The organism is Hydrogenophaga flava NBRC 102514 (genome assembly GCF_001571145.1).
In the GTDB taxonomy this organism is placed as follows: domain Bacteria; phylum Pseudomonadota; class Gammaproteobacteria; order Burkholderiales; family Burkholderiaceae_C; genus Hydrogenophaga; species Hydrogenophaga flava.
In genome coordinates this window covers 1-21,016 of record NZ_BCTF01000029.1, presented here as the reverse complement: position 1 = coordinate 21,016, position 21,016 = coordinate 1, and the positions used below count along the sequence as shown (strand labels likewise).

At 68.2% G+C, this 21,016-nt stretch carries 16 protein-coding genes; 8 read left to right on the top strand and 8 right to left on the bottom strand.

The window, feature by feature from the left end; translation table 11 throughout:
• Positions 1-6: 6 nt before the first annotated feature.
• The 3 genes from HFL01S_RS20960 to def all read right to left on the bottom strand — a co-directional run bounded on the left by HFL01S_RS20960 (position 7) and on the right by def (position 3,208).
• Positions 7-1,143 carry an efflux RND transporter periplasmic adaptor subunit gene (locus HFL01S_RS20960; protein ID WP_066262387.1) on the bottom strand — a complete coding sequence of 379 codons (1,137 nt, stop codon included), beginning with the start codon at positions 1,141-1,143 and terminating at the stop codon, positions 7-9.
• Between the two features lie 8 nt (positions 1,144-1,151).
• Entirely contained in the window at positions 1,152-2,582 is a 1,431-nt protein-coding gene (locus HFL01S_RS20955; protein WP_169802362.1) for an efflux transporter outer membrane subunit, read from the bottom strand.
• Positions 2,583-2,668: 86 nt separating this feature from the next.
• Positions 2,669-3,208 (bottom strand): peptide deformylase, encoded by a 540-nt coding sequence (gene def, locus HFL01S_RS20950; protein ID WP_066262293.1) that lies wholly within the window; start codon positions 3,206-3,208, stop codon positions 2,669-2,671.
• A 113-nt stretch (positions 3,209-3,321) separates the two neighbouring features.
• On the opposite strand from def, the gene HFL01S_RS20945 reads away from it, so the two are divergent.
• Positions 3,322-3,645, top strand: coding sequence for a hypothetical protein (locus tag HFL01S_RS20945; RefSeq protein ID WP_066262291.1), 324 nt, complete (start codon positions 3,322-3,324; stop codon positions 3,643-3,645).
• Here HFL01S_RS20945 and HFL01S_RS20940 read toward each other — a convergent pair.
• The 5 genes from HFL01S_RS20940 to HFL01S_RS20920 all read right to left on the bottom strand — a co-directional run bounded on the left by HFL01S_RS20940 (position 3,638) and on the right by HFL01S_RS20920 (position 13,022).
• Positions 3,638-4,786 carry a hypothetical protein gene (locus tag HFL01S_RS20940; protein ID WP_066262289.1) on the bottom strand — a complete coding sequence of 383 codons (1,149 nt, stop codon included), beginning with the start codon at positions 4,784-4,786 and terminating at the stop codon, positions 3,638-3,640. The two genes, HFL01S_RS20945 and HFL01S_RS20940, sit on opposite strands and share 8 nt — an antisense overlap.
• Positions 4,787-4,802: 16 nt before the next feature.
• Positions 4,803-6,851, bottom strand: a complete 2,049-nt coding sequence (ligA, locus tag HFL01S_RS20935) for an NAD-dependent DNA ligase LigA (RefSeq protein ID WP_084383546.1) — start codon at positions 6,849-6,851, stop codon at positions 4,803-4,805.
• Complete coding sequence (locus HFL01S_RS20930) at positions 6,851-7,999, bottom strand: cell division protein ZipA C-terminal FtsZ-binding domain-containing protein (protein ID WP_066262287.1); 1,149 nt, start codon at positions 7,997-7,999, stop codon at positions 6,851-6,853. The genes ligA and HFL01S_RS20930 overlap by 1 nt, the downstream gene beginning before the upstream one ends.
• A gap of 31 nt (positions 8,000-8,030) precedes the next feature.
• Entirely contained in the window at positions 8,031-11,552 is a 3,522-nt protein-coding gene (gene smc, locus HFL01S_RS20925; RefSeq protein WP_066262284.1) for a chromosome segregation protein SMC, read from the bottom strand.
• 117 nt (positions 11,553-11,669) lie between these two features.
• Positions 11,670-13,022, bottom strand: a complete 1,353-nt coding sequence (locus HFL01S_RS20920) for a M48 family metalloprotease (protein ID WP_066262282.1) — start codon at positions 13,020-13,022, stop codon at positions 11,670-11,672.
• Positions 13,023-13,122: 100 nt separating this feature from the next.
• Between HFL01S_RS20920 and dapC the strand changes: the two genes are divergently transcribed.
• From dapC to HFL01S_RS20885, 7 genes are all read left to right on the top strand, one after another.
• Positions 13,123-14,349, top strand: a complete 1,227-nt coding sequence (gene dapC / locus HFL01S_RS20915; protein ID WP_066262280.1) for a succinyldiaminopimelate transaminase — start codon at positions 13,123-13,125, stop codon at positions 14,347-14,349.
• Positions 14,350-14,383: 34 nt separating this feature from the next.
• Entirely contained in the window at positions 14,384-15,217 is an 834-nt protein-coding gene (gene dapD, locus HFL01S_RS20910) for a 2,3,4,5-tetrahydropyridine-2,6-dicarboxylate N-succinyltransferase (protein ID WP_066262277.1), read from the top strand.
• A gap of 26 nt (positions 15,218-15,243) precedes the next feature.
• Entirely contained in the window at positions 15,244-16,404 is a 1,161-nt protein-coding gene (locus tag HFL01S_RS20905; protein WP_066262274.1) for a PilT/PilU family type 4a pilus ATPase, read from the top strand.
• Positions 16,404-17,576, top strand: coding sequence for a succinyl-diaminopimelate desuccinylase (dapE, locus tag HFL01S_RS20900; protein WP_066262270.1), 1,173 nt, complete (start codon positions 16,404-16,406; stop codon positions 17,574-17,576). The genes HFL01S_RS20905 and dapE overlap by 1 nt, the downstream gene beginning before the upstream one ends.
• Positions 17,577-17,581: 5 nt before the next feature.
• Positions 17,582-18,475 carry a 50S ribosomal protein L3 N(5)-glutamine methyltransferase gene (gene prmB / locus HFL01S_RS20895; protein WP_066262267.1) on the top strand — a complete coding sequence of 298 codons (894 nt, stop codon included), beginning with the start codon at positions 17,582-17,584 and terminating at the stop codon, positions 18,473-18,475.
• Positions 18,472-20,478, top strand: a complete 2,007-nt coding sequence (locus HFL01S_RS20890; protein WP_066262265.1) for an ABC-F family ATP-binding cassette domain-containing protein — start codon at positions 18,472-18,474, stop codon at positions 20,476-20,478. The genes prmB and HFL01S_RS20890 overlap by 4 nt, the downstream gene beginning before the upstream one ends.
• Positions 20,479-20,609: 131 nt before the next feature.
• Complete coding sequence (locus HFL01S_RS20885; RefSeq protein ID WP_218008655.1) at positions 20,610-20,861, top strand: GlsB/YeaQ/YmgE family stress response membrane protein; 252 nt, start codon at positions 20,610-20,612, stop codon at positions 20,859-20,861.
• The last annotated feature ends 155 nt before the right edge of the window (positions 20,862-21,016 follow it).

The window sequence follows — 21,016 nt, the reverse complement described above, 5'->3', positions numbered from 1 at the left end:
GGTCCTTCACTGCGCGATCTTCACGAGGTCGCCCTCGTTGAGGAAGCCGGCGCCCTGCACCGCCACCGTCTCGTCGGCCTTCAGGCCCTGCAGCACCTCGACGCGGTCGCCCGCGCGCCGGCCGGTGTCCACCTTGCGCTGCCCGGCCTTGCTGTCGGCGCCGATCACGAACACGTAGTTGTGACCGTCTCGCACCACGATGGCCTGCGCAGGCACGGTCAGCGCCTGGCTGGCACCGATCAGGAACTGGCCGCGCGCGAAGGTGCCGGCCTTGAGTTCGGTGTGCTTCGGCAGGTCGGCGAACACCAGCACGTTGCGGGTCTGCGGATCGGCCGTGGGCGCGATGGCGCGCACCGTGCCCGCCACGGTCAGGCCGCTGGCCGCGGTGACCTCGACCTTCTGGCCCACCTTGACCTGGCCGACCTCGGCCGGCGTCACCTCGGCGCGCCACTCCATGCGGCTCTGGCGCACCAGGCGGAACAGCTCCTGCCCGGCACCGGCGACCGCACCGACCGTGGCCGTGCGGGCCGAGATCACGCCGTCGTCCGGCGCGCGCACCTGGGTGTTGCCCAGGCGCACCTGGCTGGCGGCGTAGGCGGCCTTGGCGGCTTCGAACTGCGCCCGCGTCACCTTTTCCTGCGTCAGGTACTGGGCGATCTGCGATTTCGACAGCGCCCCGGTGTTCTCGATCGAGCGCGCGCGGTCGGCGTCGGCCTTGGCGCTCTCGGCCGCGGCCTCGGCCTGCATCAGCGCAGCCTTGCCCTGCAGGCTCTCGGCCTCGGTGGTCTCGCGGGCGAAGGTGGCCAGCACCTGGCCCTTCTTCACCACATCGCCGATGTTCACGTTCACCGTCGCCAGGCGCAGGCCCGGCACCTCGGCGCCGACGCTGGCCTCCTGCCAAGCCGCGATGTTGCCGTTGGCCTGCAGCTGCAGGGCCAGGCTGGCGGTTTCGGGCTTGGCGGTGCTCACCGTCATCGCGGGCTTGGCTGCGACGGGTGCAGCGCCTTCGGCCGCGGGCGCCGCCGGGCTGGCGGTCGCACCTTCGGCGGGCTTGTCGCTGCCGCCGCAGGCCACGGCGAGCACGGAGGACAACAGCAAAATGGCCGGGAGACGGGCCGTGGACAGGGCAGACGGGTGGCGCATGGTCTTCTTCATGAGGCTTGGCGCACCGCTTCCGGCGCGATCTGGGGGTCAAAACCGCCGCCCAGGGCGACGTACAGGGCGATCCAGGTGTTCAGGTGGTCCAGCTGCAGCGCCACGGCGCCGCTGTCGGCGTTGAGCTTGAGCCGGCGGGCCTCCTCCAGCTCGTTGAGGTTGGCCAGGCCGACGCGGTAGCGCGCCTCGGTGGCCTCGAACGAACGGGTGTAGCCCGCCACGGCCTGCTGACTCGCCACCAGCTGGGTGCGCAGCGTGTCCAGCGCCACCAGCGACTGTTCGACCTCGGCGATGGCGCGGCGCAGCACGTTGGCGTAGCCGATCGCTGCCGATTCGTAGCGCGCAACGGCGGCGTCGGCCGACGCGTTCAGGCCGCCCCGGCCGATCAGCGGCAGGTTCAGCGCCAGCGGGCCGACCGACCAGGAGTTGAACGTCGTGCTCTCGCCGCCGGTGGTGAATCGGTTGCGCAGCACATTGCTGCTCAGGCTCAGGCTGGGCCAGAGCGCCGCGCGGGCCACGCCCACACCCTCGGCGGCGGCCACCAGCTCCTGCTGGGCGCGGGCCACGTCGGGCCGCTGGCGGATCACCTCCAGGGGCACGGCCGACACCGCAAGCGCCGATCCGGCCACGGTCGGATCGGGCAAGGCGCCGCTGGCCCCCAGGCGCTCTCGCAGGGCCGGCTCGTCGGCCCCCACCAGCGCCACGATGGCCTTGAACTGCTGCTCGCACTGGCGCTGCTGCTGCGCCAGGCGCGCCTCGGCGTCGGCCTGTCCGGCGCGGGCCAGGGCCGCGGTGGCTGGCGCCAGCAGACCGGCGCGCTCGGTGTCTGCGGCGCTCTGGGCGGTGGTGGTGCGCGAGACGCGGTCGCTGTCGATCACGGCCTTCTGCGCCAGACAGGAACGCCAGCCCAGGTACAGCCGTGCCGTCTCCGCCGCCATCAGCACCCGCGCCTCGTGCCAGCCGGCCTGCGCGGCGTTCGCCTGGGCCGAGGCCTGGCGCACCGACGAGGCGTTCTGGCCCCACAGGTCGATCGCCCACGAGGCCTGCAGGCCCACGTTCATGCCCGTGCCCAATGGAGCGCTGGCGTCCACGCCGCGGTAGGCGCCCGCCGTCAGCCCCACCTGCGGCAGCGTGGCGCTGTCGGCGCCGGCCAGTGCAGCGCGCGCCGCAAACACCTGGGCCCGGGCGGCCATGATGCTGGCGCTGCCCTGCTGCGCCTGGCCGATCAGCTCTGGCAGCCGGGGGTCTCCCAGGCGCGACCACCAGTCGACCAGCGAAGCCGTCTGCCCCTGGTGGGGCACGGCGGGCGCGAACCAGGCCTTGGGCAGTGTGGACTCCACCATCTGCACACTGCGCTCGGGCGGTGGCCCCATGCCGGCACAGGCACTCAGGCCCAGCGCACCCAACAGAACAAGAAGTGGTTTCATTTGCATTCAGACGAAACGCCGCGCTGCAGCGCAACAAAGAAATCGAGCATAGCGAAGCAGCCGCCCGTTTCCGAAGACTTTTTGTTTCAGTTCTTTTCGTTTTCCACCACACCCGGCGCCACCACTTCGGTGAAACCGAAGCGGGTGAAGTCGCGCACGCGCATGGGATACAGCGTGCCCAACAGGTGGTCGCACTCGTGCTGCACCACCCGGGCATGGAAACCGTCCACCTCCCGCTCCAGGCGGCTGCCGTCGGCGGCAAAGCCCTGGTAGCGGATGCGCCGCCAGCGCGGCACGACGGCCCGCAGCCCGGGCACCGAGAGGCAGCCCTCCCAGCCCTCCTCTTCTTCACCACCCAGCGGGGTGATGACCGGGTTGATCAGCACGGTGCGCGGCACGATGGGCGCATCCGGATAACGCGGGTTGGGCGCGCCGGTGCCAAAAATCACCACCTGCAGGTCCACGCCGATCTGTGGCGCCGCCAGGCCGGCGCCGTTGGCTGCGGCCATGGTCTCCTCCATGTCGGCCACCAGCTGGTGCAGCTCGGGGGTGTCGAAGGTCTGCACGGGCTGGGCGATCCGCAGCAGCCTGGGGTCGCCCATCTTGAGGATCGTGTGAATGGCCATGAGAAAGCGGCGGTATTGGGGTTTTGCCCGGATGGCGCGCGATTGTGGCGCAGCTAGAGTGGGCCGAGATACCCGCCCCTGTAATTGCTGCCACCACGTTGTCAGGAGGACCCATGAACTTCGCGCCGATTGGCACCGCTTTGCTGGCCCTGGTCTTCTCCGGCGCCGTCTTCGCCCAAGGTGCCGAGATCTTCAAGGGCGCCGACCTGGCGCTGGGCGAGAAGCTGATCGCCGAACACAAGTGTGCCCAGTGCCACGCCAGCAAGGTGGGCGGCGACGGCAGCGCCATGTACAAGCCACAGGGCAAGTTCAACAACGCCGGCTTGCTGCGCGGCATGGTCGAGATGTGCAACACCCAGATGAACCTGGGCCTGTTTCCCGAAGAAGTGACGGCAGTGGCCGCAGTGCTCAACCGCGACCACTACAAGTTCAAGTAGTCGGCCCGACTGCCGCAGCCGGTTTCCAAGCTTTGAATTTGGCCCAGCGCCAACCAAAGTACCCCTTGTGTTCTTCAAATTCAAGCGTGTCGCCTAAGGACGCTTTTTCGTAGGTAGCAGCGGAAACAGCCACCGAGCGTCCTCGGGTGTCCCCAGGCCATCCTTGATGCTGCAACAGGTAGGTGGTGCTGGTCGGCTTGAAGAGCCGCCTGCTCTCTTGGACGGACTTGCCAACCAGCGCCCGCTGCACATGGACCGCAGGAGAACGGTCGAGTTCGATGTTGATGTCTTGCAACACACTCGAGGACGTAGTCCAGGCGCCAAATGTCCCCACCAGAGCGAGCTCCGTCAACACGAGATGCAAACGGGAACTTCCTTTCAAGAAGAGCAAGGCGGCAAGCGCAATAGCGCCGACAACGCACGCGGCGACCACCCAAGCGCAAGACTTCAGGGGCTCCGTGTCCAGAATGAACTCTGGTGACAGCAGGGATCGAGCCCACGAAATGACTCCGGCGACCGCAAGCCCGGAGCTCAAAGCCAGTACTACCACTGCCGGCACCAAATACCGATCCCGCACAACAGCACTGGTGTCGGGCATGCAAGCATCCAGTTCTTTTTGCATGCGCTGCAAATGAGGGAGCAGAGTCGCAGCGAAGCCTCGGTTGAGCTCCAGGGAAGCTTTTCTGTACCCATCGCCACAACCGATCACCATCCACAGGTGCCCTCTGGCGCACACGACCCTCTTGAGCCACCGGTCCTCGCACTGGGCGGCAAACATATGTTGGGCGGCATGGAGAAACGCGCTGTTTCCCTCCAAGCTGTTGAACAGATGCTGATCGTCGGATTCAACGTAAACCAGCGGATCGAAGCCCGAGTGACCAAACTGGTGCTCATGAGTAAGCCCAGCCCACTTGAAGAACCGGTCCCAACCGCCTTCCCGCTTGAGTTGGAATCGAAAAGTCTCTGGCGCCTCTATACCGACCATCAGGCCATAGTCCAAGCCATGACGCGAGCGCACCTTGGTACTGCAAGGGATGCCTGCGAGCTTGTCCTCAACGCCTGTCCAATTGTTGTGCCACCGCATCCACCACTGGAACCCCACGCTGGCGACCAGAGTCAAGAAACCCAGTGCAACCCACATCCGAGCTACCGCGCTCTCAGGCAGTCGAAAGCAAAGCGAGCATGCCGGTCTCATCAAGGACCGCCACGCCCAGCTCACGCGCCTTGTCCAGCTTGCTGCCGGCCTCTTCACCGGCCACCACATAGTCGGTCTTCTTGCTGACCGAGCCGGCCACCTTGGCGCCCGCGGCTTCGAGCATTTCCTTGGCCTCTTCGCGCTTGAGCTTGGGGAAGGTGCCGGTGAGCACGAAGGTTTTGCCCGCCAGCGGCTGGGCCGCGCGTTCGGCGGGTGCGCCCTCTTCCCAGTGCACGCCGCAGGCGCGCAGCTGCTCGACCACCTCGCGGTTGTGCGGCTGGTCGAAGAAGGTCCGCAGGCTCTGCGCCACCGTCGGGCCCACGTCGTTGACTTCCAGCAGCTGTTCCTCACTGGCGTCCATGATCGCGTCGAGGCTGCCGAAGTGGCGCGCCAGATCCTTGGCGGTGGCCTCGCCCACGTGGCGGATGCCCAGGCCGAACAGGAAGCGCGGCAGCGTGGTGTGCTTGGACTTCTCCAGCGCGTCCAGCACGTTCTGCGCCGACTTTTCGGCCATGCGGTCCAGGTTGGCCAGGGCCATCAGGCCCATGCGGTAGAGGTCGGGCAGGGTCTTGACCACGTCGGCGTCCACCAGCTGCTCCACCAGCTTGTCGCCCAGGCCTTCGATGTCCACCGCGCGGCGCTGGGCGTAGTGCAGGATGGCCTGCTTGCGCTGCGCGCCGCAGAACAAGCCACCGGTGCAGCGGTGGTCGACCTCACCCTCTTCCCGTACCGCGGCGCTGCCGCAGACCGGGCAGGTGTGCGGCATGGTGAAGACGGTCGCACCCTCGGGGCGCTTCTCCGGCAGCACCGCCACCACCTCGGGAATCACATCGCCCGCCCGTCGCACGATCACGGTGTCGCCCACGCGCACGTCCTTGCGACGGGCCTCGTTTTCGTTGTGCAGGGTGGCGTTGGTCACGGTCACGTTGCCGACGAACACCGGCGCCAGCTTGGCCACCGGTGTGAGCTTGCCGGTGCGGCCGACCTGCACGTCGATGGCCAGCACCGTGGTCAGCTGTTCCTGCGCCGGGTACTTGTGCGCCACGGCCCAGCGCGGCTCGCGGGTCTTGAAGCCCAGCTCCCGCTGCAGCGCGAGCGAGTTGACCTTGTAGACCACACCGTCGATGTCGAACGGCAACGCGTCGCGCTTGGCGGCGATCTGCGCGTGGAACGCCACCAGCCCGGCCGCGCCCTGTGCCACGCAGCGGTCCACACACACCGGCAGACCGAAGGCGGCCAGCGCGTCTAGCAGACCGCTGTGGGTATCCGGCAGGGTCCAGCCGCGCACCTCGCCCAGGCCATAGGCGAAGAAGGACAGCGGGCGCTGCGCCGTGATCGCCGGGTCGAGCTGGCGCACGGCGCCGGCGGCGGTGTTGCGCGGGTTGATGTAGGTCTTCTCGCCCTTCTCGCGCTGGCGCTCGTTGAGCTTTTCGAAGTCGTCGCGGCGCATGTACACCTCGCCGCGCACTTCGATGACCGCGGGCGCTTCGCCATTCAGTCTGAGCGGGATCTGCCCGATGGTGCGGATGTTCTGTGTCACATCCTCGCCGGTTTCGCCATCGCCGCGCGTCGCCGCTTGCACCAGCACGCCGTGCTCGTAGCGCAGGTTGATCGCCAGGCCGTCGAACTTGAGTTCGGCCGCGTATTCGACCGCTGGGTCGGTCTCGGCCAGGCCCAGTTCGCGCCGCACCCGGGCGTCGAACGCCTCGGCACCGCCCGCGGTGGTGTCGGTCTCGGTCTGGATCGACAGCATCGGCACCGCATGGCGCACCGGAACCAGTCCGTCCAGAATCTTGCCGCCCACGCGCTGGGTCGGCGAGTCGGTGGTGAGCAGCTCGGGGTGTGCGGCCTCGATGGCCTGCAGCGCCTGGAACAGCCGGTCGTACTCGGCGTCCGGGATCTCCGGCGCGTCGAGCACGTAGTAGCGGTGGGCGTGGTGGTGCAGTTGCGCACGCAGTTCGGCGGCGCGCTCCGCCGGCGTGGGCTCGGCGGCAAACAGGTCAGGTGTCATCAGGAGAACAGGCGTCGTGCCTGCGGAGAGCCGGCGGACAGGTCGTGGCTGTCCAGCGCGTCGTACAGCGACTCGAGGTCGGCGCCGATCTGGTCCATGGTCTCGGCGCCCAGCGGCTGACCGGCGTCGTCGGTGACCACGCCATCCATGGCCTCGGCCAGCGCCGAGGCGGCCTGGCGCAGGCGCACAAAGGGCTGTTCGCTGCGCGGCACGTGGGTGACCTCCAGCGACAGGTTGATCTCGCGCAGCGCGCTCTGCTCCGGGTCCTCGGCCATGGCCGCCTGCGTATCGAACGACAGGCTGAGGATGGGGGCCTGGCCCGCGGCACTGCCGGGCAGCACCATGCGGCCGGGCAGCACACCCGCCACAAAACCGAAACGCGCGGCGTTCTGCGACACGTAGCCGGGGCTCCAGGCCGCGCGGCGCGCCCGCAGCGTGAAGCCCAGTTGCGCGTCGTGGCCGCTGGCAAAGGCGTCCAGCTCGCGGGCCCGTGCCACCTCGGCCCGCATGTCGGGGAAGTCCGGCATGGCGCCGATGGCATCGGCGAAGGCCTGGGCCTTCATCACAAACTCGGAGAACTCGATGTCGTTCAGGGCGCCAGCGCGGTTGGCCAGCTGAACACCCACCTGCAGGGCCTTGTAGCGCTGCCCCAGCCGGGGAGCCTCCCACTCGCCCCCCTCCTGGACCAGCCCCTCGACCGCGAACGGCTTGCTGCCCACGCGGCGTGTGCCCGGCAGGGCGGCGATCACGGCGTCGCCCGACACCTCGCCATCGAGCTGAAGCGGTGCGATCACATCGATCAGCGCATCCAGCCCAGGCCGTTTGTCCGGCGTGGTGACGACGTGGTTGAGCGTGACCGCCACCGAGGGCACGGGCCGCACCTCTTCGCGCACCGACACCGCTTCCACCGGCTCATCGCGCAGCACCGGCTCAATGCGCTCGCCGTCGCCCACCACGTGGTCCATCACCGGTTCGGTATCGCCCACCGGCACGGTGTCCGCGCCCGTGGCATCGTGCGGCAGGTCGGCCTCGGGCAGTCCACGGGCGGTGCGTGGGGCGCTGCGGCGCGTGACCCAGGCGTTGTAGGCCACCACGCCCGCGAGAACAAGACCGCCGACGATGGCCAGGCTGATTTGCAAGGTGCTCATGGGTGGAAATCGGCGGTGGTGGGGAATGGTCTCAGGCGGATTCGAGCATACCGGCGGCGGATTCCATGTCCACCGCCACAATGCGCGAGACCCCCTGTTCCTGCATGGTCACGCCGATCAGCTGCTCGGCCATTTCCATGGCGATCTTGTTGTGGCTGATGAACAGGAACTGCGTGCCCTGCTTGCTCATGCTGGTCACCAGGCGGGCGTAGCGCTCGGTGTTGGCGTCGTCCAGGGGCGCGTCCACCTCGTCCAGCAGGCAGAACGGCGCCGGGTTGAGCTGGAAGATGGCAAACACCAGGGCAATGGCGGTCAGCGCCTTCTCGCCGCCAGAGAGCAGGTGGATGGTCTGGTTCTTCTTGCCGGGCGGCTGGGCCAGCACCTGCACGCCCGCGTCCAGGATCTCCTCGCCGGTCATCACCAGCTTGGCGTTGCCGCCGCCGAACAGCTCGGGGAACATGCGGCCGAAGTGCTCGTTGACGGTGTTGAAGGTGCTGCCCAGCAGGTCGCGGGTTTCGGCGTCGATCTTCTTGATCGCGTCTTCCAGCGTATTCATGGCCTCGGTGAGGTCGGCCGTCTGCGCGTCCAGGAAGGTCTTGCGCTCACGCGCGGCGGTCAACTCGTCCAGCGCGGCCAGGTTGACTGCGCCCAGCGCCTGGATCTCGCGGTGGTAGCGGTCGATCTCGGACTGCAGACCGGTCAGGCGCACATTGCCTTCGGTGATGCTCTGCGCCACGGCGGCCAGGTCGGCCTGGGCCTCGGCCAGCAACTGGCTGTACTGCTCCACCCCCAGGCGCGCAGCCTGTTCCTTGAGCTGGAAATCGGTGATGCGCTGGCGCAGCGGGTCAAGCTCGCGCTCCAGCTTCAGGCGGTGCTCGTCGCTGGCGCGCAGCTTGGCGGTGAGGTCGTCGTACTGGCTGCGCAGCGCGCCCAGCGCCTGCTCGCGCTCCAGCTTCATGGCCAGCGCCGACTGCAGCCCGGCCTGGGCGGCGGCGTCGTTGAGGCGGGCGAATTCTTCGGCAGCGCGCGCTGCCTCGTCGGCCAGCGACTTTTCCTGCGCCCCGGCTGTCTCCAGCGAGCGCTGCAGCTCGCCCTGGCGCGCCTGCAGACTGCGCAGCGTGAAAGTCGCTTCCTGCGCCTGGCGCTCCAGCCCGCGCTGCTGTTCGCGCGCATCGTTCAGCGCCCGTTCGGCCGCGATCACCTTGTCGTCGAGCTGGGCGTGGCGCTCCTGGCTGTCGGCCAGCTGCATGTCCAGTTCCTCGAAGCGGGCCTCGGCGGTGACGCGGCGCTCCTGCAGGTCGTCGAGCTGGCCATCGACCTCGGCCAGGTCGGCGGCGATCTGCTCGCTGCGGGCGCGGGTCTGCTCTGCCAGCTGGGTCAGGCGCAGCATCTCCACCTGCAGCTCGTGGGCGCGGGTACGGGTCTCGGCGCCTTCGCGGCGCGCGGCCACCAGGCGCTGCGAGGCGTCGGTGTAGGCCGCTTCGGCGCGCACCAGCGCGGCGCCCGCCTGCTCGGCGATCAGCACCTGGGCCCTGAGCTGCTTGTCCAGGTTTTCGATTTCCTGCGCACGGGCCAGCAGGCCGGCCTGCTCGCTGTCGGGCGCGTAGAAGCTCACGCTGTGCGCCGTGACCACATGGCCGGCGGGCACATAGATCGCTTCGCCGGCCTGCAGCTGGCTGCGCTGCGCCATGGCCTCGTCCAGGCTGGCCGCGGTCCAGCAACCCTGCAGCCAGTCGGCCAGCAAGGCCTTCTGCCCGGCGTCGTTCAGGCGCAGCCAGTCGGCCAGCGGCTTGAGTCCGGCGCGGACTGTTGCCGGCGCCTCGGCGGCGGGCGGGCTGTAGAAGGCCAGCTTGGCTGGCGGTGCGTCGTTGCCGAAGGCGCGCACCATCTCCAGGCGCGACACCTCCAGCGCGCTCAGGCGCTCGCGCAGGGCGGACTCCAGGGCGCTTTCCCAGCCGGGCTCTATATGAATGCGGCTCCACAGGCCTTGCAGACCGTCCAGCCCGTGCTTGGCCAGCCAGGGCTTGAGCTTGCCGTCGGTTCGCACCTTCTCCTGCAGTGCCTTGAGCGCTTCCTGCCGTGCGGACAGGTCGGACTGCCTGGCCGACTCCTGGTTGACCGCCAGCTGCGCCGCGCGGCGCTGTTCGTCCAGCTCAGGCACGCTCTCCTGCAACTCGTGCAGCACCGCCTCGGCCAGCTCGGCGGCCTGCTCGGCCTGCTGGAAAGATTCCTGCGACTGCGCCAGCCGGGCCTCGTCGGGCGCCGCCAGCGCATTGCGGTCGGCCACCAGCCGTTCGCGCCGCTGATTGAGCTGACGGCTCTGTTCCTCGATGTTGCGCTGCTCGGCGGCCAACACCTGGATCTGCTGCTGCACCTGGGTGACGCTGCCGCGCTGCTCGTTGGCGGCGTTCTGCGCGGCGCGCAGCGCATCCTCCAGCGACGGCAGGCTGCCGGCCTGCTCCTCGCCCTGCGCGGCGAGTTCGACCGAGCGCTCCTCGGCCGCGACGATGTTCTCTGCCAGTTGCTCCAGCTCGACGGCGGCGTCCTGGCTGCGGGTCGACCAGGAAGCAATCTGCTCCTTGAGCTGCGTCAGGCGCTGCTCGGCGCGCTGGCGGCCCTCGACCACAAAACGGATCTCGGCCTCGAGCTTGCCCACCTCGGCGCTGGCCTCGTAGAGCTTGCCCTGGGCCTGGTTGACCTGGTCGCCCGCGGCGTAGTGCGCCTGGCGGATGGTTTCCAGCTCGCTTTCCACGCGGCGCAGGTCGGCGGTGCGCGACTCCAGATCGTTCACCGCCTGCGCGGCGTCGTTCTTGACTTTGACCTGGTCGGCCTCGGCCTCGGAGCGCTTGAGGAACCACAGCTGGTGCTGCTTGAGCGTGGCGCCCGACTGAAGCTCGTGGTAGCGCGCCGCCACCTCGGCCTGCTTCTCCAGCTTGTCGAGGTTGGCGTTGAGCTCGCGCAGGATGTCTTCGACCCGCGTCAGGTTCTCGCGCGTGTCGGCCAGGCGGTTAGCTGTCTCGCGACGGCGTTCTTTGTATTTGGAGACGCCCGCGGCCTCTTCGAGGAACAGGCGCAGTTCCTCGGGCTTGGATTCGATGATGCGGCTGATCGTGCCCTGGCCGATGATGGCGTAGGCGCGAGGGCCCAGGCCGGTGCCCAGGAACACGTCCTGCACGTCGCGGCGGCGCACCGGCTGGTTGTTGATGTAGTAGCTGCTGGTGCCGTCGCGCGTGAGTACGCGTTTGACCGCGATTTCCAGGAACTGGCCCCACTGGCCGCCGGCGCGGTGGTCGCTGTTGTCGAATACCAGCTCCACGCTGGAGCGGCTGGCCGGCTTGCGGTTGTTGGTGCCGTTGAAGATCACGTCCTGCATGGACTCGCCGCGCAGCTCGGAAGCCTTGGATTCGCCCAGCACCCAGCGCACCGCATCCATGATGTTGGACTTGCCGCAGCCGTTGGGACCGACCACGCCCACCAGCTGACCCGGGAGCATGAAGTTGGTCGGTTCGGCGAAGGACTTGAAGCCGGACAGCTTGATCGAATTGAGACGCACGGATCGCCCTGGAACGTTCTGAAAAAAGGACGTCCGCCGGGCGCGGACGTGGCGGGCACGATGATACCGTGCGGGCCTGCCCGGGCACCCCGCGGCAGGCCATTAACTGAACACCGTTCAGCCCAGCTTCTGGTACAGGCTGGTGTCGCCCTGGGCGGCCCGTTCGCGGGCGCGCTGCATCCACCACGAATTCACGATGTTGAAGTCGTAGCTCGTCAGGCCCTTGGCCTTGGCGGCGCGCTCAAAAGCCGCGGCGTCGTACTGGCCGTCCTTGACGGCCTGCCGCTGCGCCAGCACGAGCGCAGCCCAGTCGTCCACTGGCAGCGGCTCGGTCGTCTGCGCCAGGCGGCCCGAGCGCATGGCCTGGGCCACATCCTTGCCCCAGGCGGCAAACCGGCCCTGGCTGGCTTCGAAATAGTGCACCGAGTACGCCCCCGTCAGCGTGTGGCCCGACTCGCCGCGCATGCGGGCGGTCCAGCCGTCGTTAATCTGCGCATAGCGGCTGGCGGTGAGCTTGTGGCGGGCCAGCGCCTTGGCCTCACCCATGAACACGATGTCGTTCGAGATCTGCGCAAAGCTCGCGAGGCTGGCGCCCTGCACCGGCTCCAGCAAGGCTGCAGGAGGTTCGTTGAACGCCGCCGCCACCTGCCCTTCGGACCCGTCGGCGCCCTCCTCTTCCTCCTCCTCGGCGGAGGGCAACGCCAGCGCCACCTTCTGGTCGCTCTGCAAGGCCTGGGCCTTGGCGTTCGCGGCGATCAGGCCCTGCAGGTTCACCACCCGCTCATCCGAGCCGGGATGGGTCCGGAACAGGGAGAAGCCGCTGGACGATCCGGCCATCTCCAAGAACTTGCGCTGCGCGCGCACCGCACCGGCCGGGTTGTAGCCCGCGTCGACCATCCACTGCAGGCCAGTGGCGTCCGCTTCGCGCTCCTGGTCGCGCGAGAACGAGCGGTTGATCACCTTGGCGCCAGCGCCGCCGATGTCCTGCCCGAGCCCACCCGTGCCCAGCTTGTAGTCGATGACGGCCCCGACCACCACGCCCAGGACGCCAAACAGCGAGTTGGTGGACTTGGTGCTCGCCAAGTGGGACTTGCCGTGGTGCGCGTACTCGTGGGCCAGCACCGAGACCAGCGCGTCCCTGTCGTCGGCCAGCGCATCCACCAGGCCCATGTTCAGGACGATCAGCTTTTCACCCTCGACTTCGGTGGCAAAGGCGTTGACCTCGTCGCTGTCAGAGAGCAGCAGCCGGGACTCGATGCCGCTGACCTTGGCCAGCGCCCCGTGCATTGCTTCGAGCTCGCGAAAGAAGGCCTGGTCCGAGGCGTCGGTGCTCTGGGCGGCGGCCTTGCTCACGTCGATGTAGCGGTCACTCTCGGCCCGTGCCACCATTGCAGCCACCGCCAGCAGGCCCACGGCTCCGAGTTGCGCGCCGCGCAGCGGCCAGCCCGCGGGCTTATTTTTGTAGTCCATTTTCATCACTCCCCTGGAAAAGCCGCACAGTGTAGCCAGCACAGACCCCGGTCGGGCCAGCCACGCAGGCCGGCCCCGCCGGCAGGGATAATCCCCCGCCATGAATCCCCATCTGTCCCTCCTGCAGCCCTACCCGTTCGAGCGGCTGCGCCGGCTGTTCGCGGGCGTCACGCCCAATCCCGACCTGCGCTCCATCAGCCTGGGCATTGGCGAACCAAAACACGCCACGCCCCAGATGCTCAAGGACGCGCTGGCCGCCGCGCTGGACACCGGCCTGACCGGCTACCCGGCCACCTCCGGCGAACCCGCTCTGCGCCAGGCCTGCGCCGCCTGGATGCAGCGCCGCTATGGCGTCACCGTCGACGCCGCCACCCAGGTGCTGCCCGTCAACGGTTCTCGCGAGGCCCTGTTCTCGTTTGCACAAACGGTGCTCGATGCCTCGAAACCCGGCGCCACGCTGGCCTTTCCCAATCCGTTCTACCAAATCTACGAGGGTGCGGCCCTGCTCGGCGGCGCCCAGCCCTTCTACGTGCCCAGCGTGCCGGCGCGCAACTTCGCGGTGGACTGGGACAGCGTGCCCGACGAAGTCTGGGCACGCACGCAGCTGATCTTCGTCTGCTCACCCGGCAACCCCACGGGCGCCGTGATGCCGCTGGACGAGTGGCAGAAGCTGTTTGAACTGAGCGATCGCCACGGCTTCGTGATCGCGTCGGACGAGTGCTACAGCGAGATCTACTTCCGCGACGAACCGCCGCTGGGCGGGCTGGAAGCCGCAGTCAAGTTGGGCCGCCCGGACTTCAAGAACCTCATGATGTTCACCAGCCTGTCCAAGCGCAGCAACGTGCCCGGACTGCGCAGCGGCTTCGTGGCGGGGGACGCCGCGCTCATCAAGAGCTTCCTGCTCTACCGCACCTACCACGGCGGCGCCATGAGCCCGGCCGTGCAGGCCGCCAGCGTGGCCGCCTGGGGCGACGAGGAACATGTGATCGACAACCGCCGCCAGTACCGCGAGAAGTTCGCGGCCGTCACGCCCATGCTGGCCGAGGTGCTGGACGTCGTACTGCCCGACGCGGCCTTCTACCTCTGGGCTGGCGTGCCGGCCTCGTTCGAGGGCAAGGTGGCTGGTCTGAGCGCCGACGAGGCCTTCGCCCGGGAATTGCTGGCTCAATACAATGTGACCGTTTTGCCCGGCAGCTATCTGGCGCGAGCCAGTGGTGGCGCCAACCCCGGCGCCGGCCGCGTGCGCATGGCCCTGGTGGCCGAACCCACCGAATGTCTGGAAGCCGCAGAACGCATCGTGCGCTTCTGCCGCGAACAGTCCCGCTGACCAACCCATTTCAACCCCAACGCCGACCCGTCTCATGACCCAACAACTGCAAACCCTGATCGACAACGCCTGGGAACAGCGCGCCGACTTCTCGCCCGCGTCCGCTCCGAAAGAAGTTCTGGACGCGGTCGAGCACGTGATTGCCGAACTCAACAGCGGCAAGCTGCGCGTGGCCTCCCGCGAAGGCGTGGGCCAGTGGACGGTGCACCAGTGGATCAAGAAGGCCGTGCTGTTGTCGTTCCGCCTGAAGGACAACACGGTGATGAAAGCCGGCGACCTGGCCTTCTTCGACAAGGTGCAGACCAAGTTCGCCCACCTCTCCGAGGCCGAACTCAAGGCCACCGGCGTGCGCGTGGTGCCCCCGGCCGTGGCCCGCCGCGGCAGCTTCATCGCCCCGGGCGCAATCCTCATGCCCAGCTACGTGAACATCGGCGCCTATGTCGACTCGGGCACCATGGTCGACACCTGGGCCACCGTGGGTTCCTGCGCCCAGATCGGCAAGAACGTGCACCTCTCCGGCGGCGTCGGCATCGGCGGTGTGCTGGAGCCGCTGCAGGCCAACCCGACGGTGATCGAGGACAACTGCTTCATTGGCGCACGCTCCGAAGTGGTCGAAGGCGTGATCGTGGAAGAGAACTCGGTGCTCGGCATGGGCGTGTACATCGGTCAGAGCACCCCGCTGTTCGACCGCGCCACCGGCGAGATCAGCTACGGCCGCGTGCCCTCGGGCTCGGTGGTGGTCAGCGGCAACCTGCCCAAGAAGGCCGCCAACGGCGCCGACTACAGCATGTACGCCGCCATCATCGTCAAGCGCGTGGACGCCCAGACGCGCTCGAAGACCAGCATCAACGACTTGCTGCGCGACTGACCTCAACGCCTGACCCGGGAGCCGACATGAGCAGCGGAACGATGGAGCGCATCCTGCGCCTGATGGCCGACAAGAAGGCCTCGGACGTGTACCTGTCGGCCCATGCGCCGGCGATGATCAAGATCAACGGCCAGACGATCCCGATCAACAGCCAGGTGCTGCCGCCCGAGGCGCCGCGCAACCTGCTGTCCGAGATCGTGCCACCGGCCCGCATCGAGGAACTGGTTGAAACCGGTGAACTCAACATGGCGGTGCCGCTGGACGGCATTGGCAACTTCCGGGTCAGTGCCATGCGCCAGCGTGGCAACTACGCGGTGGTGATCCGTTTTGTTCCGGCGGATGTGCCGTCGCTGGACTCGCTGAACGTGCCCCCGATCCTCAACGAGATCGTGATGGAAAAACGCGGCCTGGTGCTGATGGTCGGTGCCACTGGCGCCGGCAAGTCGACCACGCTGGCGGCCATGATTGACCACCGCAACGAGAACGCCACCGGCCACATCCTCACCATCGAGGAGCCGATCGAGTACATGTACCGCAACAAGCGCTCGGTGATCAACCAGCGCGAGGTGGGCCGGGACACCGCCTCGCTGCAGATCGGCCTGAAGAATGCCCTGCGTCAGGCGCCGGACGTGATCCTGATCGGCGAGATCCGCGACCGCGAGACCATGTCGGCCGCCATCGCCTACGCCCAGTCGGGCCACCTGTGCATGGCCACCCTGCACGCCAACAACAGCTACCAGGCCCTCAACCGGATCCTGAGCTTCTACCCCGTCGAGGTGCGCCCGACGATGCTGGGCGATCTGGCCGCGGCGTTGCGCGCCGTTGTGTCTCAGCGCCTGCTGCGCACCCACACCGGCGGACGGGTGCCGGCGATGGAGGTGCTGCTCAACACCGCGCTGGTGGCCGACCTGATCCAGAAGGGCGACTTCTCAGGGGTGCGCGAGGCGATGGAAAAGTCGCTGGCGGTCGGCTCGCAGAGTTTCGAGCAGGACCTCGCGCGCCTGGTGCTCGACGGCCTGGTCACGCGCAACGAGGCGCTGGTGCACGCCGATTCGCCCAACAACCTGCTCTGGCGTCTGCAGAACGACTTCAACGCCTCCAAGGCCAACCAGGCGGCCACGCCTATGGAAGACGACCAGAGCGACCAGGCCACCTTCACCGAGTTCACGCTCGACGTCAAATTCTGATGACCGCCACGCTGCGCCTTGCCGAAGAACTGATCGCCCGTCCCTCGGTCACCCCCGACGACGCGGGGTGCCTGGACATCATCGCGGCGCGGTTGCGCCCGCTGGGCTTCGCGTGCGAGCGCATGGACAGCGGACCAGAGTCCTTCCGTGTCGCCAACCTGTGGGCGCGCTGCGGCACCGGGCTGCGCCCCACCCTCATCTGGGCCGGGCACACCGACGTGGTGCCCACCGGCCCGCTGGACGCCTGGACCAGCGACCCTTTCGTGCCCAGCCACCGCGATGGCAAGCTCTTCGGGCGAGGCGCCAGCGACATGAAGACCTCGCTGGCGGCCATGGTGGTGGCTTGCGAACAGTTCTTCGCCGCCACGCCGCAGCCGGCCATCGACATCGCCTTCCTTCTCACCAGCGACGAGGAAGGCCCGGCCAACGATGGCACGGTGGTGGTGTGCAAGGAACTGCAGCGCCGCGGTGAACGCCTGGACTGGTGTATCGTGGGCGAGCCGACCTCGGTCGAGCGCACCGGCGACATGATCAAGAACGGCCGCCGCGGCACCATGAGCGGCAAGCTCACGGTCAAGGGCATCCAGGGCCACATCGCCTACCCGCAGCTGGCGAAGAACCCGATCCACTTGGCCGCACCCGCGCTGGCCGAACTGGCGGCCACCGTCTGGGACGAAGGCAACGCCTTCTTTCCGCCCACCAGCTGGCAGGTCAGCAACATCCACGGCGGCACCGGCGCGAGCAACGTGATTCCCGGCACCGTGGTCATCGACTTCAACTTCCGCTTCTCCACCGAGTCCACGCCCGAAGGCCTGCAGGGCCGCGTGGCCGAGGTGCTGGCGCGGCATGGTCTGCAGCCGGGCACCGGCTACGACCTGGCGTGGACCGTGGGTGGGCTGCCCTTCCTCACCACGCCGGGCACCCTGGTCGACGCGGTCCGCGCCGCCATCCAGGACGCCACCGGCATCGCCACCGAACTCTCCACCACTGGCGGCACCAGCGACGGGCGCTTCATCGCCCAGGTCTGCCCGCAGGTGATCGAACTCGGCCCGCCCAACGCCACCATCCACAAGGTCGACGAGCACGTGGCTGTGGCCGACATCGAGCCGCTCACGGCCATCTACCGCGGCGTGCTCGAACGCCTGAACCGCAGCGCGGCGCTGGCCGGCTGAACACCATGACATTGCAGGAACTGCTGGACCGGTCCCAGGACCGGCTGGAGGCCGCCGGCCTCGTCTACGGCCATGGCACCACCAACGCGCGCGACGAAGCGGCCTGGCTGGTGCTCTGGTCGCTGGGCATGCCGCTGGACAGCGATCTGGACGCCATTGGCAACCAGGTGCTGCAACCCGCCCAGGTCGGCGAGGCCGAGGCCCTGATCGGGCGCCGGATCGAAACCCGCCTGCCCGCCGCCTACCTCACCCGCGAAGCCTGGCTGCAGGGTGTGCCCTTTTACGTCGACGAACGGGCCATCGTGCCGCGCAGCTTCATCGCCGAGCTGATCGCCGACGGCGGCTTCGACGCCTGGCTCGGCGAGGACACGCGGCAAGTGCTCGACCTTTGCACCGGCAACGGCAGCCTGGCGGTGCTCGCGGCCATGGCCTGGCCCGAGGTGCAGGTGACCGGTGCCGATCTCTCAACCGACTCTCTGGCGGTGGCGCGCATCAACGTCGACCGCCACGGGCTGCAGGACCGCATCACCTTGGTCGAATCCGATGGTCTCGCCGCCTGCCCGGGTCCCTGGGACCTGGTGCTGTGCAACCCTCCCTACGTCAACGCCGACAGCATGGCCGCCCTGCCGCCGGAGTTCCGCGCCGAGCCCGCGCTGGCGCTGGCCGGTGGCACCGACGGCATGGACTTCGTGCGCGCACTGTTGCGCGACCTGCTCTCGCGCCTCTCTCCCCAGGGTGTGCTGGTGCTCGAAATCGGCCACGAGCGCCCCCACTTTGAAACCGCCTTTCCCCACCTCGAAGTGGTCTGGCTCTCCACCAGCGCCGGCGACGACCAGGTGCTGCTGCTGACCGCCGAGGCGCTGCGTGCGCACGCGGCCACCCAACCCGTTTCCCCATGATCACCCTGAAAAACCTGGTCCTTCGTCGCGGCACGAAGGTCCTGCTCGACGGCGCCTCCTGTACCATCAACCCTGGCGAAAAAGTCGGCCTGGTCGGCCGCAACGGCGCCGGAAAGTCCAGCCTGTTCCGCCTGCTCGACGGTACGCTGCACGAAGACAAGGGCGACTTCAGCGTGCCCACCCACTGGCGCATGGCACAGGTGGCGCAGGACATGCCCGAAACCGACATGCCCGCGACGCAGTTCGTCATCGAAGGCGACGTCACCCTGCTGGCCGCCCAGCAGGAAGTGACCGCCGCCGAAGCCAGCGACGACGGCGAGCGCATGGCCCACGCCTACATGGCGCTGCACGACGCTGGCGCGCACGATGCGCCGTCGCGGGCGCAGGCCCTGATTCTCGGACTGGGCTTCCGCAGCGACGAGCTGGAGCGCCCAGTCAACAGCTTCTCCGGCGGCTGGCGCATGCGCCTGCAGCTGGCGCGCGCGCTGATGTGCCCGAGCGAGCTGCTGCTGCTCGACGAACCGACCAACCACCTGGACCTGGACGCCCTGGTCTGGCTGGAAGACTGGCTCAAGCGCTACCAGGGCACGCTGCTGGTGATCAGCCACGACCGCGAGTTCCTCGACGCGGTCACCGACGTCACGGTCCACATCGAACGCGCCCTGCTGACCCGCTACGGCGGCAACTACAGCCGCTTCGAGGACATGCGCGCCGAGCAGATGGCGCTGCAGGCCACTGCCTACGCCCGCCAGCAGGAAAAAATGGCGCACCTGCAAAAGTTCATCGACCGCTTCAAGGCCAAGGCCAGCAAGGCCAAGCAGGCGCAGAGCCGGGTCAAGGCGCTGGAGCGCATGGAGAAGATCGGACCGGTGCTGGCCGAGGCGGATTTCAACTTCGAGTTCGCCGAGCCGCAGAACCTGCCCAACCCCATGCTGGCCATGCACGACGTGAGCTTCGGCTACCCGCCGGCGGTGGACGGTGGCGACCCGATCACCATCGTGCGCGGCGTCAGCAAGTCGGTGTTGGCGGGTCAGCGCATCGGCATCCTGGGTGCCAACGGCCAGGGCAAGTCCACCGTGGTCAAGACCATTGCGCGCGACCTGGCCGCCATCAGCGGCGAGATCATCGAAGGCAAGGGCCTGAACATCGGCTACTTCGCCCAGCAGGAACTGGACGTGCTGCGCCCCGCCGACACGCCGCTGGAGCACATGATCCGCCTGGTCAAGGACTGCACCGCGCAAGGCCGCCTGAGTGGCCAGGCCACGCGCGAGCAGGACCTGCGCAGCTTCCTCGGCGGGTTCAATTTCAGCGGCGACATGGTGAAGCAGGCCGTCGGCAGCATGAGCGGCGGAGAGAAGGCGCGCCTGGTGCTGTGCATGATCGTCTGGCAGCGCCCCAACCTGCTGCTGCTGGACGAGCCGACCAACCACCTAGACCTGGCCACGCGCGAGGCGCTGTCGGTGGCGCTCAACGAATTCGAAGGCACGGTGATGCTGGTCAGCCACGACCGGGCCCTGCTGCGCGCCGTGTGCGACGAGTTCTGGCTGGTCTCGCGTGGCGGCATCGCCCCGTTCGATGGTGACCTGGACGACTACCAGCGCTACCTGCTGGACGTGGCCAAGCAGGCCCGCGAGACGCGCCGGCAGGAGGCGCGCGCCGAGGCCGCTCCGGCCCCAGCACCCGTGGCAGCACCATCCCCGCCTGTGGCCGCCGCACCGGCACCCGGCAACGGCGAGCAGCGCAAGCTGGATGCACAGAAGCGCCAGCAACTGGCCGAGCGCCTGCGACCACTGAAGAAGTCCCTGGAGCAGGCGGAAAAGCGTCTCGCCGCGCTGACGCAGGACAAGCAGCGGCTGGAAGACACCCTGAGCCAGCCCGCCACGCCCGCAACCCTGGCCGACGCCGGCCGGCAGCTCAAGGCGGTGAACGAAGAGATCGAGACGGTCGAGGCGCGGTGGCTGGAGCTGACCGAAGCGATTGAAGCGGCGAACTCTGTCGCCTGAATGCCGCCGCAGGATGACATCCTGCACGCACTGAAGAGCGACACCGTGCAAAGGCTGCGCTATCGAAAGAATGGCGCTACAGTGGCCGGCAGCCAGAGGTCTGTCTCTGCGTACTGAAAGGAGCCTTCCGCATGATGTCCATTCTCGGCACCCTGTTTATCGGCCTGATCGCAGGCCTCGTAGCACGCATGCTCAAGCCCGGCAATGACAGCATGGGCTGGATCATGACGGCCCTGCTCGGCGTCGCCGGCTCGTTTCTGGCCAGCTACGCAGGCGCTGCCCTGGGGCTCTACGCGCCGGGTCAGGCGGCAGGATTCATCGCTTCTGTCGTGGGCGCCATCGTGCTGCTGGTGGTCTACGGCCTGCTCAAGAAGAACGCCTGAGCCCGGGCGCCGGGCCGAGCGCGAGGGGCTGCTGCCGCAGAGACATCGCTCCTGCGGCTGACCGTGGTCATTGCACCCGGAACACCTGCAACGTGCGGGTCAGCACGGCGGCCTGGTCCTTGAGACTCTGGGCAGCTGCCGCGCTTTCCTCGACC